The following is a 13,967-nucleotide window of genomic DNA, read 5'->3' as shown; positions in this document are numbered from 1 at the left end:
ACGCCGTTCACCTGACCAGCGTTCAGGTCGCTCGATCTCCGAAGGACGTCCGATGACCATGACCGACCCGACCGCACCCGTCGCCGCTCCGCGACGCCGGCTCACGACGACCGACCTCGCGCTCGTCGCCGCCTTCGCCGCGCTGATCGCCGCGTGCGCGCTGGTCGGCGGCGTGCCCGTCGGCGGCGCCGGCGTGGAGATCACCCTGCAGACCTTCGGCATCCTGCTCGCCGGGTGCGTGCTCGGCCCGACCCGCGGGTTCCTCGCGGTGCTGCTGTACCTCGGCCTCGGCGCGATCGGCCTCCCCGTCTTCTCCGGCCGCGAGGGCGGGCTCGGGACGTTCACCGGGCCGACGCTCGGCTACCTGTGGTCCTTCCCGCTCGTCGCCGGGCTCGCCGGGCTGTTGGTCAGCCGGGTGGCAGGCCGGACGCGGAAGTCCCGGGCGTTCTGGGTGTTCTGGTGCGCCGTCCCGGGCGTCGTGGTCAACCACCTGCTCGGGATCGTCGGCATGAAGTACTGGTACGACGTCCCGTGGACGGTCGCCTGGGGCTACGACGCGCCCTTCTGGGCCGGCGACGTCCTCAAGGCGGCCCTGGTCGCGCTGGTCGCCGCCGAGGTGCACCGGGCGTTCCCGCAGCTGTTGCACCGCCGATGAGTCGGGGGTGAGTCGTGGCTGAGTCGCCGGTGCGGATCGAGCTCGACGGCGCCTCGGTCGTCGTCCCCACCCCCGAGGGCGAGCGGGTCGTGCTCGCCCCGACCACGCTGGCGCTCACCGAGCAGCGGATCGGCGTCGTCGGCGCGAACGGCTCCGGCAAGTCCACGCTCGCGCGGCTGCTCAACGGCCTGGTCACGCCGACGTCCGGGCGGGTGCTGGTGGACGGGCTCGACGTGGCGCGTGCCGGGGGCGCCGTACGTCGCCGGGTGGGGTTCTGCTTCACCGACCCGTCCGCGCAGCTGGTGATGCCGACCTGCGTGGAGGACGTCGAGCTGTCGCTGCGCCGGTCCGTGCGCGACGCCCGGTCGCGGCGCTCGCGGGCGTTGGAGGTGCTCGCCCAGCACGGGCTGGCCGACCACGCCGACACCTCGGTGCACGCGCTCTCGGGCGGGCAGAAGCAGCTGCTCGCGCTCGCCGGCGTGCTTGCCACCGCGCCGGACGTGCTGGTCGCCGACGAGCCGACCACGCTGCTCGACCTCGCCAACGCGCGGCGCGTCGGCGACCTGCTGCTCTCGCTCCCCCAGCAGCTCGTGCTCGTCACCCACGACCTCGACCTGGCGCGGCGGTGCGACCGCGTGCTCGTCGTGCTCGACGGTGCCGTGGCGTACGACGGCGCGCCCGACGCCGCCGTCGACCACTACGTAGCCGCGGTGACGGGCCCGTGAGCGTCTCGTGAGCCAGCTGCTCCTCGTCGGCACCTACCGTCCCGGGCAGACGGTCCTGCACCGGCTGCCGGTCGGGCCGAAGGTCGCGCTTCTCGCGGTGTTCAGCCTCGTCGTCGTGCTCGTTCGCTCGCTCCCCGCCTCCGGTGTGTGCCTCGCGCTGGTCCTCGTCACCGCTCTCGTCGGTCGGGTGCCGCTCGGTGCCGTGCTCCGGGCGTTGCGCGGCCTCGCGGTGCTGCTGGTCGTCGTCTCGGCCGTGCAGTGGTGGGTCAACGGCCTGGCCCGCGCCGCCGAGACCACCCTCGACCTGGTCGCCCTCGCCGTCGCCGCGCTCGTCCTCACCACCACGACCCCGGTCAACGCCCTGCTCGACGCCCTCATCCGCTGGCTCCGCCCGCTGCGCCGGCTCGGCGTCGACCCCGAACGGGTCGCCCTGGCCTTCTCCCTCGCCATCGCCGCCCTCCCCGCCACCCTCGCCCTCGCTCTCGAGACCCGCGATGCCGCCCGCGCCCGCGGCCTCGGCCGCCACCCCCGCGCGTACCTCACCCCCTTCGTCGTCCGCGTCGTCGCCCGCGCCCACGACACCGGCGACGCCCTCCACGCCCGCGGCCTCGGCGACTGACCTTCCTCGTTGGTCGAGCAGCGGGCCCCTGGCGAGCCCTGGGCAGCCGACCTCCGGCCTGCGGGCCGTGGGTGGTTGCGGTGGAGCAGCTATGAGGAGGTGCCCGCCGTCGCTCGCGGTTGCTTACCGGCTCACGGCGGGCCTTATCTCATCAGATTGCTGTCCAAATGGAGGTCTGACCTGAGGGAACCAGCGCCGTCACTGTCGGTGGTCGCTGCTTGAGTAGACCCATGGCCAGGGACTCCCGACACAGCGCGCACCCGGTGTGCCGCGCGGTCGCGAAGTCCCGCAAGAAGGCTCGGTCGGCGTGCGGCTCCCAGCTGTGGCAGATGTCCGACGACGAGGTCTCGACTGCCCTGCTCGAGGCCACTCGTCTCCGCGCGCAGGTCGAGGCCCTCGAGCTCAAGCTGGCTGCCGAGGCCGACCGCCGGGCGGTGGGCGACAAGGTCGGCGCGACGGACACCGCGTCGTGGTGGGGCCACGAGACGAAGCAGGACCGTCCCGCTGCCAAGCGACGGATGCGCCTCGCCGAATCCCTCGACCGCCACACCCCCACCGCAGCCGCACTCGCAGAAGGTGCGATCAGCACCGACCACGCGAAGGTGATCACCGAGTGCGTCGACCGGCTCCCGGACGACCTCGACGACCCATCGATCCCGGAGCGCGCCGAGAAGCACCTGCTGACCGAGGCCCTCGACCTCGACCCGCGAACGCTGGCGATCCTCGCCAAGCACGTCCTCACCGTCGTCGCACCCGAGATCGGCGAGGAACGAGACGCCCGGGCACTCGAGCGGGAGGAGCGGGAAGCACGGGCCAACGCGTGGCTGACGATGGCGCCGGACGGGAAGGGCAGCTATCGCGGGAAGTTCTCCATCCCGACGATGCAGGGCGCGATGCTGAAGAAGGTGCTGCTGGCGTTCACAGCTCCGAAGCACCAAGCCGCCACCAAGGACGGCGACGCGGAGCAGGATCAGGTCGAGCGGCGGCCCTCACCGGAACGCATGGGTGATGCGTTCTGCGAGCTCATCGAGCGCCTCCCCGCCCACAAGCTGCCGACGCTCGGCGGCCTCAACGCCTCCATCATCGTCCTGCTCGACTTCACCGGACTGAAGAGCGACATCGGCCGCGCGGTCCTCGAGACCGGCGAACCCATCTCCGCCTCCCTCGCCCGCCGAATGGCGTGCGAAGCAGGACTCATCCCCGCCGTCCTGGGCAGCCGCTCGGAGCTGCTGGACCTGGGCCGCACCGCCCGCCTGTTCAACGGCGCACAACGCCTCGGCCTCGTCGTCACCCAGCGGGTCTGCACCGCCCTCGGCTGCGACTGGCCGGCACACCTGTGCCACGCCCACCACGACGACAGCTGGTTCACCAGCGGCGAGACCGACATGAAGAACGCCCGGCTGCTCTGCCCGAGGCACCACGCCCGCATCCACGACCCACGGTTCGAGACCACGATCCACCCCGACAACCAGGTCACCTTCCACATGCGGACATAGCCCGACCTCCCGCTGGTCGAGCATGAATCGCCGCAGCGCCGACCGATGACGAGACCCCTGCACCCGCCCGCCGACCGCCACCACCCGCCGACCCCCAAGGCCACCGCAACCACAGCGGTCGACCCCAGCGCGCCGCGAGCCGGAAAGCAGCCGCGACCAAGCGCCTCGACCACGGCGGCGCGCCACCACCCCTTCCCATAACTCCCCTAGTGCGCACCACCCGTCGGCCGGACGAGCGCCCCAGTGCCCTGCCTCCTCTTACGGGGTCTCGTCGACGTTTGGCTTCGAGACGTGCGCCAGCGCGCGCGGTCTTCAACCAGCCGGTCGGCGCCCCAGCGCGTCCCCGCTGGTCGAGCATAAATCGCCGCAGCGCCGACCGATGACGAGACCCCTGCACCCGCCCGCCGACCGCCACCACCCGCCGACCCCCAAGGCCACCGCAACCACAGCGGTCGACCCCAGCGCGCCGCGAGCCGGAAAGCAGCCGCGACCAAGCGCCTCGACCACGGCGGCGCGCCACCACCCCTTCCCATAACTCCCCTAGTGCGCACCACCCGTCGGCCGGACGAGCGCCCCAGTGCCCTGCCTTCTCTCACCGGGTCTCGTCGACGCTCGCCAGGGCTCGATGCTCGACCAGCGGGGACCGGGTGCATGGGACCCGGGGGTGGGCGGGCACCGGGCGGAGGACCTGGACGGTGCGAGAGAGGAACGACGTGCGAGCAGCGGTGTACGACCGGTTCGGTGGGGCTGACGTGATCGAGGTGCGGGAGGTTGACGACCCGCCGGTGGGGCCGGACACGGTGCTGGTCCGGGCGCGCGCGACGAGCGTGAACCCGGTGGACTGGAAGGTCCGCGAGGGCTACCTGCAAGGCGCCTACCCGCACCACCTGCCGATCATCCCCGGCTGGGACGTCGCCGGCGTGGTCGAGGCGGTCGGGCCGTCGGTGCGGACGGGACTCCGGCCCGGCGACGAGGTGTACGGCTACGTCCGCCGCGACGACCTGTGCTTCGGCACGTCCGCGGAGCTGGTCCCGGCACCGGAGCGCACGGTGACCCGCAAGCCCGCGAACCTGTCGTTCGAGGAGGCTGCGGCGATCCCGCTGGCCGGCCTGACGGCGTACCAGGTGGTCGTCGAGGCGCTGCAGGTCGGCGAGGGCGAGCGGGTGCTGGTGCACGCGGCCGCCGGCGGTGTCGGCCAGTTCGCGGTGCAGATCGCCAAGGCGCGCGGCGCGGTGGTCGTCGGCACGGCGCGGGCCGACAAGCACGACTTCCTCCGTGACCTCGGCGTCGACGAGCCAGTCGACTACACGCAGGGGCCGGTCAGCGAGCAGCTCAGCGCCAAGGTGGACGCCGTCGTCGACCTCATCGGCGGCGCCGCGCTCGAGGACGCGCCGAACCAGGTCCACGACACCGCGCGGGTCGCGTCGGTCGTCGACGCGGACACGGTGCTGGGGCTGGGCGGGCGGTACGTGTTCGTCCGACCCGAGCGCGACCACCTCGACGAGCTCCGCGCGCTCGCCGAGGACGGCAGGCTGAAGGTCGACCTCGCGGCGACGTACCCGCTCGACCAGCTCGGCGACGCCCACCGCGCCAACGAGGACGGCCGCACCCGCGGCAAGATCGCCGTCACCATCTGAGGCAGACACCCGAAGGCGGGGTCACCACACGTCGCCGTCCCTCCAGTCGCACGCCAGCGCGGCGTCGACGTCGAGCGCCAGCTCCCCGAGCAGCACGTGGACGGAGCCGTCGTCATCGACGGTCCGCTCAGGTCCCGTCGGGCCCAGCACCGAGGTCGGCCCGCTCCACGGGACCCAGCCGCGGGCGGCGTACAGCGGGACACCCTCGTCGGAGGCCCCCAGCGCGAGGACGTCGTACGCCGGCGCGAACGCCTCCAGCGCAGCCATGACCGCGGCCGCGTGCCCCCGACGTCGGTGGCCGGGGTGGGTGGCGACGGCCTCGACGTACCCGCAGCGCAGCGAGCGGGCGTCCGCCCCCGACCCGACGAGCAGCCGCCGCTGGACCAGCGACCCGTGCGCGACCAGCACCCCGTCGACCCGGACCAGCGCGTGCATGCCGCCCAGCGCGTGCGTCCAGTCGGCGTCCTCGAAGCCGCCGTCGTCCGAGCCGGAGCCGTCCGGGACGGGTTCGCCGAAGGCGACGTCCATCAGCGCCCGGGCGTCGACCAGGTCGGCCGGGTCGAGCTGCGCCGTGTGCGCGACCCTCACCACCCGGGCGGCCTGCGGTGCGCCCACGGCGCCGCCTCCTCGACCTGGGCAGCGACGGACAGCAGCAGCTCCTCCTCCGCCGGCCGCGCCGCGAGCATCACGCCGACCGGCAACCCGTCGGGCGTCCAGTGCAGTGGGAGGGAGACCGCCGGCATCCCGCTGACGTTCCAGGCCGACGTCCACGGCGTGAACCGCTTCTGCGCCTCGAAGTCCGCCGCCGGGTCGGCGTCGTCGCGGATCGCCCCGACCGGCAGCGGCGGTGCGGCCACGGTCGGTGTCAGCACCAGGTCGTACGCCGCGAGCGACTCCAGCGCCTGCGCGGCGAACCGCCGCATCGCACCGATCGCGAGGCCCAGCTCGGGCCCGGTGACGGCGTGCCCGCGCTCGGACAGCCAGCGGGTCAGCGGGCGCAGCTGGTGCTCGCGCCCTTCCGGTGCCGCCGACATCGCGGTCAGCACCGCCCAGCAGGTCTCGAAGACCGGCACCGCCTCGCGCGGCAGCGGCACCGCGACGTCCTCGACCTCGTGCCCGAGCGACGCGAGCAGCCGCGAAGCGTCCTCCCACGCGCGCACCACCTCCGGGTGGACCGACGTGTCGGCGATGACCGGCTCGACGAACCGCGCCACCCGCAGCCGCCCCGGCGGCCGGTCGCACGCGGCGAGGAACGCCCCGGCCGGCTCGGGCGCCCAGGACGGGTCTCCCGGCCGGCGGCCGGCCAGCACGTCGAGCATCGCCGCGGCGTCGCGGACCGTCCGCGCGATCGGCCCGGCGGTGGCGAGGCCGATGGGGTCGCCGTACATCGGCGCGCCCGAGATCCGCCCCCGCGTCGGCTTGAGCCCCACCAGCCCGCAGCAGGACGCCGGGATCCGGATCGACCCTCCACCGTCGGAGCCCTGCGCGAGCGGCACCAGCCCGGCGGCGACCGCCGCGGCCGCTCCGCCGGAGGACCCGCCCGCCATGCGCGACCGGTCCCACGGGGTCACGGTGGCGGGCCGGCCCTCGGGCTCGGTGTAGCAGGGCGACCCGAACTCCGGCGTGCTCGTCTTGCCCAGGCTCACCAGCCCCGCCGCCTCCAGCGACTGCACGACGCCGTCGGAGACGTCCGGCACGAAGTCGTCGTACGCAGCCGACCCGAACGTCGTCCGCACGCCTGCGGTGAGGTTCAGGTCCTTGACCGCGGTCGGCACGCCGGCCAACGGCCCGTCCGCCGAGCCGGCCGAGCCCGCCCGCGACCGCGCCTGCTCCGGGGTGAGCGTGACGAACGCGCCGACGTCGTCCAGACGGTCGGCGCGTTCGAGGTAGTGGTCGACGAGCTCGCGGCTCGACACCTCCCCGCGACGGACGAGCGCTCCCTGCTCGAGGGCGGTCAGGTTGTGCAGGTCGTGCAGGTCGGCCATGGGACCGACGCTAGTACGCCGGTCGCACCGGCCTCAGGCAGCGGTCGAGGGCGCGGCCTCGTAGGCCACGAGCGCCTCGAGCGCGCCGCGCAGCTTGCCGAGCACCTCGTCGTCGTGGAGGACGTCGACCTCGATGCCCGGCTGGGAGACGGTGAGGTCCTCGAGGACGACCGCGCCGGCGACGTTCGCGGAGCGGTTGGCGTCGGCGTGGGCCCAGCGGCCGCCGTACGGCGTGGGCGTGGTGCCGACGACGGCGAACGGCTTGGCGACCAGCGCGCCGGCGCCGTACGGGCGGGAGAGCCAGTCGATGGCGTTGTTGAGGACGGCCGGCATCGTGCCGTTGTACTCCGGCGTCACGACGAGCACGCGGTCGGCGGCGGCGACCTGGCGACGGACGTGGGTGGCGGCCTCGGGAGCGGTCTCGCCGTCGAGGTCCTCGTTGTAGAACGGCAGGTGCTCCAGGCCGTCGACGATGTCGAGGACGACGCCCTCAGGGGCGTCGGCCGCGAGCAGCTCGGCGATCTTGCGGTTGAGCGAGTCGGCGCGGAGGCTGCCGACGAGGACGGCGACGCGGGTCTGGGACATGGGGCACTCCTGAGGTCGAGTTCGGACGAACACGAGCCCAAACGGACCACGGTCCGGTTCTATTCCCGGCGCCGCCGTGCCGGTCCGGTCCCTACAGTGGCGGGCACCATGACCGACCCCCTGTCCGGCCCGCTCCCCGGCCCCGTGCTGCTCCCCCTCCTCGGCGGCCCGCCGACCGAGCGGCGCGACGCCGCGCGCAACCGCGAGGCGCTGCTCGTCGCCGCCGAGGAGCTGGTCGACGCCTGCGGGGTGGACCACGTGACGATGGACGCGGTCGCCGTCCGGGCGGGAGTCGGCAAGGGCACGGTCTTCCGCCGGTTCGAGTCCCGCGAGGGGCTGATGGCCGCGCTGCTGGACCGCTCGGAGACGGTCTGGCAGGCCGCGGTCATCTCCGGCCCTCCCCCGCTCGGGCCCGGCGCCGACCCGATGGAGCGGCTGCTGGCCTTCGGCCGCTCGCGGCTGGAGACCACGCTGCGGCACGCCGAGCTCATCCGGGCCGCGGGCCGCGCCGGCTCGAGGTCGTACGCCGCGTGGTCGTTCACCGCGATGCACGTGCGGTACCTGCTCGGCGAGCTCGACGTGCGCGGCGACCTGCCCGTGCTCGCCACCGCGCTGCTGGCCCCGCTCGAGGTGCCGGTGCTCGAGCAGCAGGTGCGGGTCGAGGGCTTCCCGGTCGACCGGGTGTTGGCCGGCTGGGAGGACCTGGCCCGCCGGGTGGTCAGACCCCCTGACGCCTGAGGCCGAAGGTCAGCCCGTCGACCAGCGCGCCCCACGACGCCTCGATCACGTTCGCGCCGACGCCGACCGTCACCCACGACGACTCGCCGTCGGAGGTCTCGATGAGCACCCGGGTGATCGCGTCGGTGCCGTGGCCCTGGTCGAGGATGCGCACCTTGTAGTCGATCAGCTCGAACTTCGCGACCTCCGGGAACGCCTGCCCGATCGCGGCGCGCAGCGCCTGGTCCAGCGCGTTGACCGGACCGTTGCCCTCGCCGGTGACGACGTACCGCACGCCCTCGGCACGCAGCTTGACCGTCGCCTCCGACAGCGCCTCCTCGGTCGGCTTGGAGTCGGTGATGACCCGCCACGACTCCACCTCGAAGTACGACGGGCGCGCGCCCTCGACCTCCTCGAGCAGCAGCAGCTCGAAGGACGCGTCGGCCGCCTCGAAGGTGTAGCCGCGCGACTCCAGCACCTTCACCCGCTCGGTGATCCGCGTGACGAGGCCCTTGCCCTCGGGCGTGCCGGCGTCGAGGTCGAACCCCAGCTCGCGGCCCTTGAGCTCGATGGACGCGCGGCCGGCCATGTCGGAGACCAGCAGCCGCATGTCGTTGCCGACCCCGACGGGGTCCATGTGCTGGTAGAGGTTCGGGTCGACCTTGATCGCGCTGGCGTGGAGGCCGGCCTTGTGCGCGAACGCCGACGTGCCGACGTACGGCTGGCGCGACGCCGGCGGCACGTTGGTGACCTCGGCGATCGCGTGCGCGATCCGGGTCGCGTCCCGCAGCAGCCCGGGCGGCAGCACCTGGCGGTCGAGCTTGAGCTCGAGGTTGGCGACGACGGTGACCAGGTCAGCGTTGCCGGTGCGCTCGCCGTAGCCGTTGATGCAGCCCTGCACGTGGGTCGCGCCGGCCTCGACCGCCGCGATCGTGTTGGCGACCGCGCAGCCGGTGTCGTTGTGGCAGTGGATGCCGACCCGCACGCCGGTCGTCTCGACGACGTCGTGGACCACGTCGGAGACCCAGGTCGGCAGCATCCCGCCGTTGGTGTCGCACAGCGCGACGACCTCGGCGCCCGCGTCGTACGCCGTCCGCAGCACCTCCAGCGCGTAGTCGCGGTTCGCGCGGTAGCCGTCGAAGAAGTGCTCCGCGTCGAGGAACACCTGCTGCCCCTCGGCGCGCAGGTGGCTCACGGTGTCGCGGACCATCGCGAGGTTCTCCTCCAGCGTGGTCCGCAGCGCGAGCTCGACGTGCCGGTCGTGGGACTTGGCCACCAGCGTCACCACGCCCGCGCCGCTGTCGCGGAGCGCGGCGACCAGCGGGTCGTCGGCCGCCGTGACCCCCGCCCGCCGGGTCGCGCCGAACGCCGCCAGCCGCGCGTGCTTGAGGTCGAGCTCCTGGGCCGCGCGGCGGAAGAACTCGGTGTCCTTGGGGTTCGCCCCCGGCCAGCCGCCCTCGATGTAGCCCACTCCGAGCTCGTCGAGCTGGTGCGCGATCGTCAGCTTGTCGGCGACGGAGAGGTTGAGCCCCTCCTGCTGGGCGCCGTCGCGCAGCGTGGTGTCGTAGACGTGGAACGAGCCGTGGAGGTCCATCGGTCTGTCTCTTCCTGCGGGGCTGGCTTGCTACGGGCTGCTGGTGTGCGGGCACAAAAAAACCTCTCGGGGTGCGAGAGGTCGGCGCGTCGAGGGCTCGACGCGCTAGGGAATGATGATCCGGTGGTGCTGCACGGGGTCATCGTGCCACGCCCGTCCGGTCCTCGGGACGGCCATCTCAGCACCCGGGCCACGAAGACCCCGATCAGCGGCTGCCGAGCATGCCGCCGTCGGGGAACGAGACGCCCTCGAACGGCCGACCGTCGTCGGGCGTCCACGAGGTGCCGGAGGCCTGGACGAGGGCGCCAAGGCCGCAGCCGACGACGGCGACGAGCACCAGGCCGCCCAGCCAGCCACGGACGTCGCGGGCGGCGGGGTCGACGACCCGCGACACCGGGCCGCGGACGCGGGAGCCGCCGGGACCGAGCCAGAGCGCGGCGGCCAGCAGCGTGCCGCAGACGAACAGCGTGGCCGGCACGGAGGCGGCGACGGCGTAGCAGAGCAGGGCCCCCGCGACGGCCAGCCCGAGGCTCCACAGCAGGAGCACGACGGTGCCCGGGATCGAGCGGACGAGGTCCCACGGGGCGCCGAGGAGCACCTGCACGCCGTCGTACCACCTGCGCCCGCGCAGGCGCCGCCGGTCGCCGGCCCGGCTGGCGGCGAGCGAGCCGCTGCGCAGCAGCCAGACGAGGAGCAGGGTGAGGACCGTCGCCACCCAGGGGTACGCCGCGAAGCCGGCGCCGACGGCCAGAGCGCCGCCGACGAGCAGCGTGCCGCGACGCAGCCGCTCCCCGAAGGAGGGTCGCGGGACGACGTACTCCGCGACGTCCCAGTCGTGCACGGTCGGCTCGTCGCCGGCGGCGCGGGCGTCGTGGTCGACGAGGGTCTCGAACGGGCGCGTGTGGGTGCTGTCGGCGTCGGGCCGGTCGAGCATCACCGGGAGCGTCTCGACCACCGGGTCCAGGAACGGCTCGAGCGCCGGCTCCGGCTCGGGCAGCGGCGGCGGCACGCGCCGGCCGCGGCCGACCTGCGGGCGCAGCCACGCGAGCAGCTGGTCGAGCGTGGGCCGCCGCTCGGGCTCGGGGTCCAGTGCGGCCTCGACGACCGCGGCGAGGTCGCCCGGCAGCCCGGAGACGTCGTGCTCACCGCGGCGCACGCGGTCCATCACGGCCATCGACGGGCCGCGGCCGAACGGCGGACGGCCGGTGCCGGCGTACGCGACCGTCGCCGCCCAGGAGTGGACGTCGGAGGCGGTCGTGGCGTCGTCGCCGTAGAGGATCTCGGGCGCGAGGTAGCCGGGCGTGCCGAGCAGCCAGCCGGTGTGGGTGAGCTTGGGGTCGTCGGCGACACGGGCGAGGCCGAAGTCGATGAGGATCGGCGTGCGGCCCTCCATCAGCACGTTCGAGGGCTTGACGTCGCGGTGCAGCACGCCGGCGGCGTGCACCGAGGCCAGCCCCTCGGCCAGCGAGGCGGCGAACCACACCAGGTCGGCGCCGGTGATCGGACCCTCCTCGACGACGTGGTCGTGGAGCGAGAGGCCGGGGACGTAGCGGGTGGCGACGAACGGCACGACCGCCCACGGGTCGGCGTCGACGACCTCGGCGACCCAGCGCGACCGCACCCGCGACAGCGAGCTGACCTCGCGCGCCAGCCGCTGCCGGGCCTCGTCGTCGCCGACGATGTGCGGGCGCAGCACCTTGAGCGCCACGCGGTCGCCCTGCGGGCCGCGCGCGAGGTGGACGACGCCCATGCCGCCCTCACCGATCTTGGCGAGGAGGGTGTAGTCACCCACCACGGCCTGCTGCGTCGTCACGCTCGCAATCTACTTCGCAGCGGCCCCGGGAACGCATCGACCGCGCCCGGAGCACCGGACGCGGTCGACGAGGCGGAGCAAGCGGTGGAGCCGGAGGCGGGTCAGCCCTGGGCGTCGGCCTTCTCGACGGCCGGGACGAGCGCCGCGACGAAGTCCTCGAGCCCCCAGGTCAACGACAGCGCCGTCGGCGGGCCGACGGCGGCGACGAGCGACGCGCCGGTCACCTCGGCGACGGTGCCGTCCTGGAACTGCGACATCGCCTTCGCGCCCGCGCTCTCGGCCACCGCGGCGGCGGCGTCCTCGTCGGCCGCGTAGGAGACCAGCACGTCAGAGGTCAGCTTGTCGGCCTCCTCGGTGGAGATCGTGAAGTAGAACGACGTCTCCTCGGTGTCGAGCTCACCGACGCTCGGGGCGAGGGTGAAGCCGAGGTCCTCGAGGAACTCCACGCGCGGGTCCGCGCCGCGGTAGACGTAGAACGCCTGCGGGTCGATCCCGACGGCCGCGATGGTCTTGCCCTCGAACTCCGGGTGCTCCTCGGCAGCGGCGGCGACCTCGGCGTCGATGTCCTCGAGCACCTGCTCGGCCTCCTCGGCCTGGCCCAGCGCCTCGCCGACGGTGGTGATCACGTCGCGCCACGGGGTGGCCCACGGCTCCTCGGGGTAGGCGACGGTCGGGGCGATCTTCGAGAGCTTCTCGTAGTCGGCCTCGGTGATGCCGGAGTAGTTCGCCAGGATCAGGTCGGGCGTCGCGGCGGCGATCTCCTCGATCGGCGGCTCGGCGGTCTCGCTGAGCAGGGTCGGCTCCTCGCCGCCGAGCTCCGCGAGCGCCTCGGACTGCCACGGCATCCGCTGGTCCTCGTCGGCGCCGTAGGAGTACGCCGGCATCGCGACCGGCACCACGCCGAGCGCGAGGACGGCGTCGCCGCTGCCCCAGCCCCAGGTCGCGACCCGCTCGGGCTGCTCGCTGATCTCGGTCTCGCCGAAGGCGTGGGTGATCGTGACCGGCTCGAACGACTCCGCGGCGGGGCTGCCGCCGTCGGTCGCCTCGTCGTCGGAGTCGGACTCCGAGCCGCAGGCCGCCAGCGGCAGCGCGAGCAGGAGGGCGCCGAGCGGGAGCGCCAGGCGGGCCCGGCGGCGCCGGGTCAAGGGACGAAGGGACGTCACGTCCACTCCTCGTGGTGCGGGACCGGCCGAGTCCGGTCGAACGAATTTAGGTGAGCCTCACCTTACACGGAATGACGGAGGGTTCGTCCGCGCCTGCCCACCGGTACGACGAGCGGCGAGCCGGTCACCGGGTCCGGCACGACCTGGGCCTCCAGGCCGAAGGCCTCCCGGACGCAGTCGGCGTCGAGCACGTCGGCCGGGGCGCCCTCCCGCAGCACCCGTCCCTCGCACATGACGACCAGCCGGTCGGCGTACCGCGCCGCGAGGTTGAGCTCGTGCAGCACCATCACGACCGTCGTGCCGCGCTCCTCGTTGAGCTCGGCGAGGAGGTCGAGGACGTCGACCTGGTGGGCGATGTCGAGGTACGTCGTCGGCTCGTCGAGCAGCATGATGCTGGGGTCCTGCGCGAGCATCATCGCGACCCAGACCCGTTGCCGCTGGCCGCCGGAGAGCTCCTCGACGCGGCGCCCGGCCAGCTCGTGGGTGTCGGTGAGGGCGAGCGCCGTGGCGACCGCGTCCGCGTCGGCCGCGCTCCAGCGGCGGAACGCGCCCTGGTGCGGGTGCCGGCCACGGCCGACCAGGTCGGCGACGGTGATCCCCTCGGGCGCGACCGGCTGCTGCGGCAACAGGCCGAGCAGGGCCGCGACCTCGCGCGGGCGCATCCGATGCACGTCGCGGCCGCCGAGCTCGACCGAGCCGCCCGTCGGCTTGAGGATCCGGCCGAGGCCGCGGAGCAGCGTGGACTTGCCGCAGCCGTTCGCGCCCACGATGACCGTCACCGCGCCGGCCGGGATCGCGACGTCGACGCCGTGGACGACCGTGCGCTGGTCGTAGGCGAGCGTGACGCCGCGCGCGACCAGGCTGACCGGGTCGTGGTGCTGCAGCGCGTCCGCCGGGAGGTGCGCGGACGGGTCGACCGGGTCGGCGCCGGTCGGGCTCGGACGGTCGACGACGATGCTCACGGGTTCTCCTCGGGTC

General features: G+C 74.0%; 13 protein-coding genes. 6 read left to right on the top strand and 7 right to left on the bottom strand.

Translation table 11 applies throughout. The annotated features are described in order from the left end of the window. Positions 1-58 precede the first annotated feature (58 nt). From H7344_RS18280 to H7344_RS18260, 5 genes are all read left to right on the top strand, one after another. Positions 59-655, top strand: coding sequence for a biotin transporter BioY (locus H7344_RS18280; RefSeq protein ID WP_186347419.1), 597 nt, complete (start codon positions 59-61; stop codon positions 653-655). Between the two features lie 14 nt (positions 656-669). Further along, on the top strand, positions 670-1,380 hold the full coding sequence (locus H7344_RS18275; protein ID WP_229706866.1) for an energy-coupling factor ABC transporter ATP-binding protein: 711 nt from the start codon (positions 670-672) through the stop codon (positions 1,378-1,380). Between the two features lie 7 nt (positions 1,381-1,387). After that, the gene (locus H7344_RS18270; RefSeq protein WP_186347418.1) at positions 1,388-1,999 is read left to right on the top strand and encodes a CbiQ family ECF transporter T component; all 612 of its coding nucleotides are present in this window, start codon (positions 1,388-1,390) and stop codon (positions 1,997-1,999) included. Positions 2,000-2,229: 230 nt separating this feature from the next. After that, positions 2,230-3,495, top strand: a complete 1,266-nt coding sequence (locus H7344_RS18265) for an HNH endonuclease signature motif containing protein (protein ID WP_186347417.1) — start codon at positions 2,230-2,232, stop codon at positions 3,493-3,495. Positions 3,496-4,190: 695 nt separating this feature from the next. Further along, entirely contained in the window at positions 4,191-5,132 is a 942-nt protein-coding gene (locus H7344_RS18260; RefSeq protein WP_229706867.1) for an NADP-dependent oxidoreductase, read from the top strand. Between the two features lie 21 nt (positions 5,133-5,153). Here the strand turns inward: H7344_RS18260 and H7344_RS18255 are convergent, their stop codons facing one another. Genes H7344_RS18255 through H7344_RS18245 form a run of 3 tightly spaced genes read right to left on the bottom strand, consistent with a single transcriptional unit; the run spans position 5,154 to position 7,702 of the window. Further along, a complete protein-coding gene (locus tag H7344_RS18255) occupies positions 5,154-5,747 on the bottom strand; it encodes a GNAT family N-acetyltransferase (protein ID WP_229706868.1) in 594 nt (197 codons plus the stop codon). Further along, a complete protein-coding gene (locus H7344_RS18250) occupies positions 5,717-7,117 on the bottom strand; it encodes an amidase (protein WP_186347416.1) in 1,401 nt (466 codons plus the stop codon). The genes H7344_RS18255 and H7344_RS18250 overlap by 31 nt, the downstream gene beginning before the upstream one ends. A 33-nt stretch (positions 7,118-7,150) precedes the next feature. Further along, positions 7,151-7,702, bottom strand: coding sequence for an NAD(P)H-dependent oxidoreductase (locus H7344_RS18245; protein ID WP_186347415.1), 552 nt, complete (start codon positions 7,700-7,702; stop codon positions 7,151-7,153). Between the two features lie 108 nt (positions 7,703-7,810). Between H7344_RS18245 and H7344_RS18240 the strand changes: the two genes are divergently transcribed. After that, complete coding sequence (locus H7344_RS18240) at positions 7,811-8,440, top strand: TetR/AcrR family transcriptional regulator (protein WP_186347414.1); 630 nt, start codon at positions 7,811-7,813, stop codon at positions 8,438-8,440. Here H7344_RS18240 and cimA read toward each other — a convergent pair. From cimA to H7344_RS18220, 4 genes are all read right to left on the bottom strand, one after another. Then, positions 8,421-10,013 (bottom strand): citramalate synthase, encoded by a 1,593-nt coding sequence (cimA, locus tag H7344_RS18235; protein ID WP_186347413.1) that lies wholly within the window; start codon positions 10,011-10,013, stop codon positions 8,421-8,423. The genes H7344_RS18240 and cimA overlap by 20 nt on opposite strands. A gap of 205 nt (positions 10,014-10,218) precedes the next feature. Then, positions 10,219-11,826, bottom strand: a complete 1,608-nt coding sequence (locus H7344_RS18230) for a serine/threonine-protein kinase (protein ID WP_186347412.1) — start codon at positions 11,824-11,826, stop codon at positions 10,219-10,221. Positions 11,827-11,927: 101 nt separating this feature from the next. Continuing rightward, positions 11,928-12,989, bottom strand: a complete 1,062-nt coding sequence (locus H7344_RS18225) for an iron-siderophore ABC transporter substrate-binding protein (protein WP_222130853.1) — start codon at positions 12,987-12,989, stop codon at positions 11,928-11,930. A gap of 62 nt (positions 12,990-13,051) precedes the next feature. Beyond that, a complete protein-coding gene (locus tag H7344_RS18220; protein WP_308423312.1) occupies positions 13,052-13,951 on the bottom strand; it encodes an ABC transporter ATP-binding protein in 900 nt (299 codons plus the stop codon). Positions 13,952-13,967: the final 16 nt, after the last annotated feature.

Origin of the sequence: Nocardioides deserti (genome assembly GCF_014266025.1) — a bacterium.
Lineage (GTDB): Bacteria > Actinomycetota > Actinomycetes > Propionibacteriales > Nocardioidaceae > Nocardioides > Nocardioides deserti.
The sequence above is the reverse complement of the archived record's forward strand: the minus strand, read 5'-3'. Positions and strand labels throughout refer to the sequence as shown.

Bases quoted from the DNA above. Each gene is read 5' to 3' on its own strand.
- H7344_RS18280 (WP_186347419.1), top strand. From the start codon at position 59: ATGACCGACCCGACCGCACCCGTCGCCGCTCCGCGACGCCGGCTCACG.
- H7344_RS18265 (WP_186347417.1), top strand. From the start codon at position 2,230: ATGGCCAGGGACTCCCGACACAGCGCGCACCCGGTGTGCCGCGCGGTC.
- H7344_RS18250 (WP_186347416.1), bottom strand. From the start codon at position 7,117: ATGGCCGACCTGCACGACCTGCACAACCTGACCGCCCTCGAGCAGGGA.
- H7344_RS18245 (WP_186347415.1), bottom strand. From the start codon at position 7,702: ATGTCCCAGACCCGCGTCGCCGTCCTCGTCGGCAGCCTCCGCGCCGAC.
- H7344_RS18240 (WP_186347414.1), top strand. From the start codon at position 7,811: ATGACCGACCCCCTGTCCGGCCCGCTCCCCGGCCCCGTGCTGCTCCCC.
- cimA (WP_186347413.1), bottom strand. From the start codon at position 10,013: ATGGACCTCCACGGCTCGTTCCACGTCTACGACACCACGCTGCGCGAC.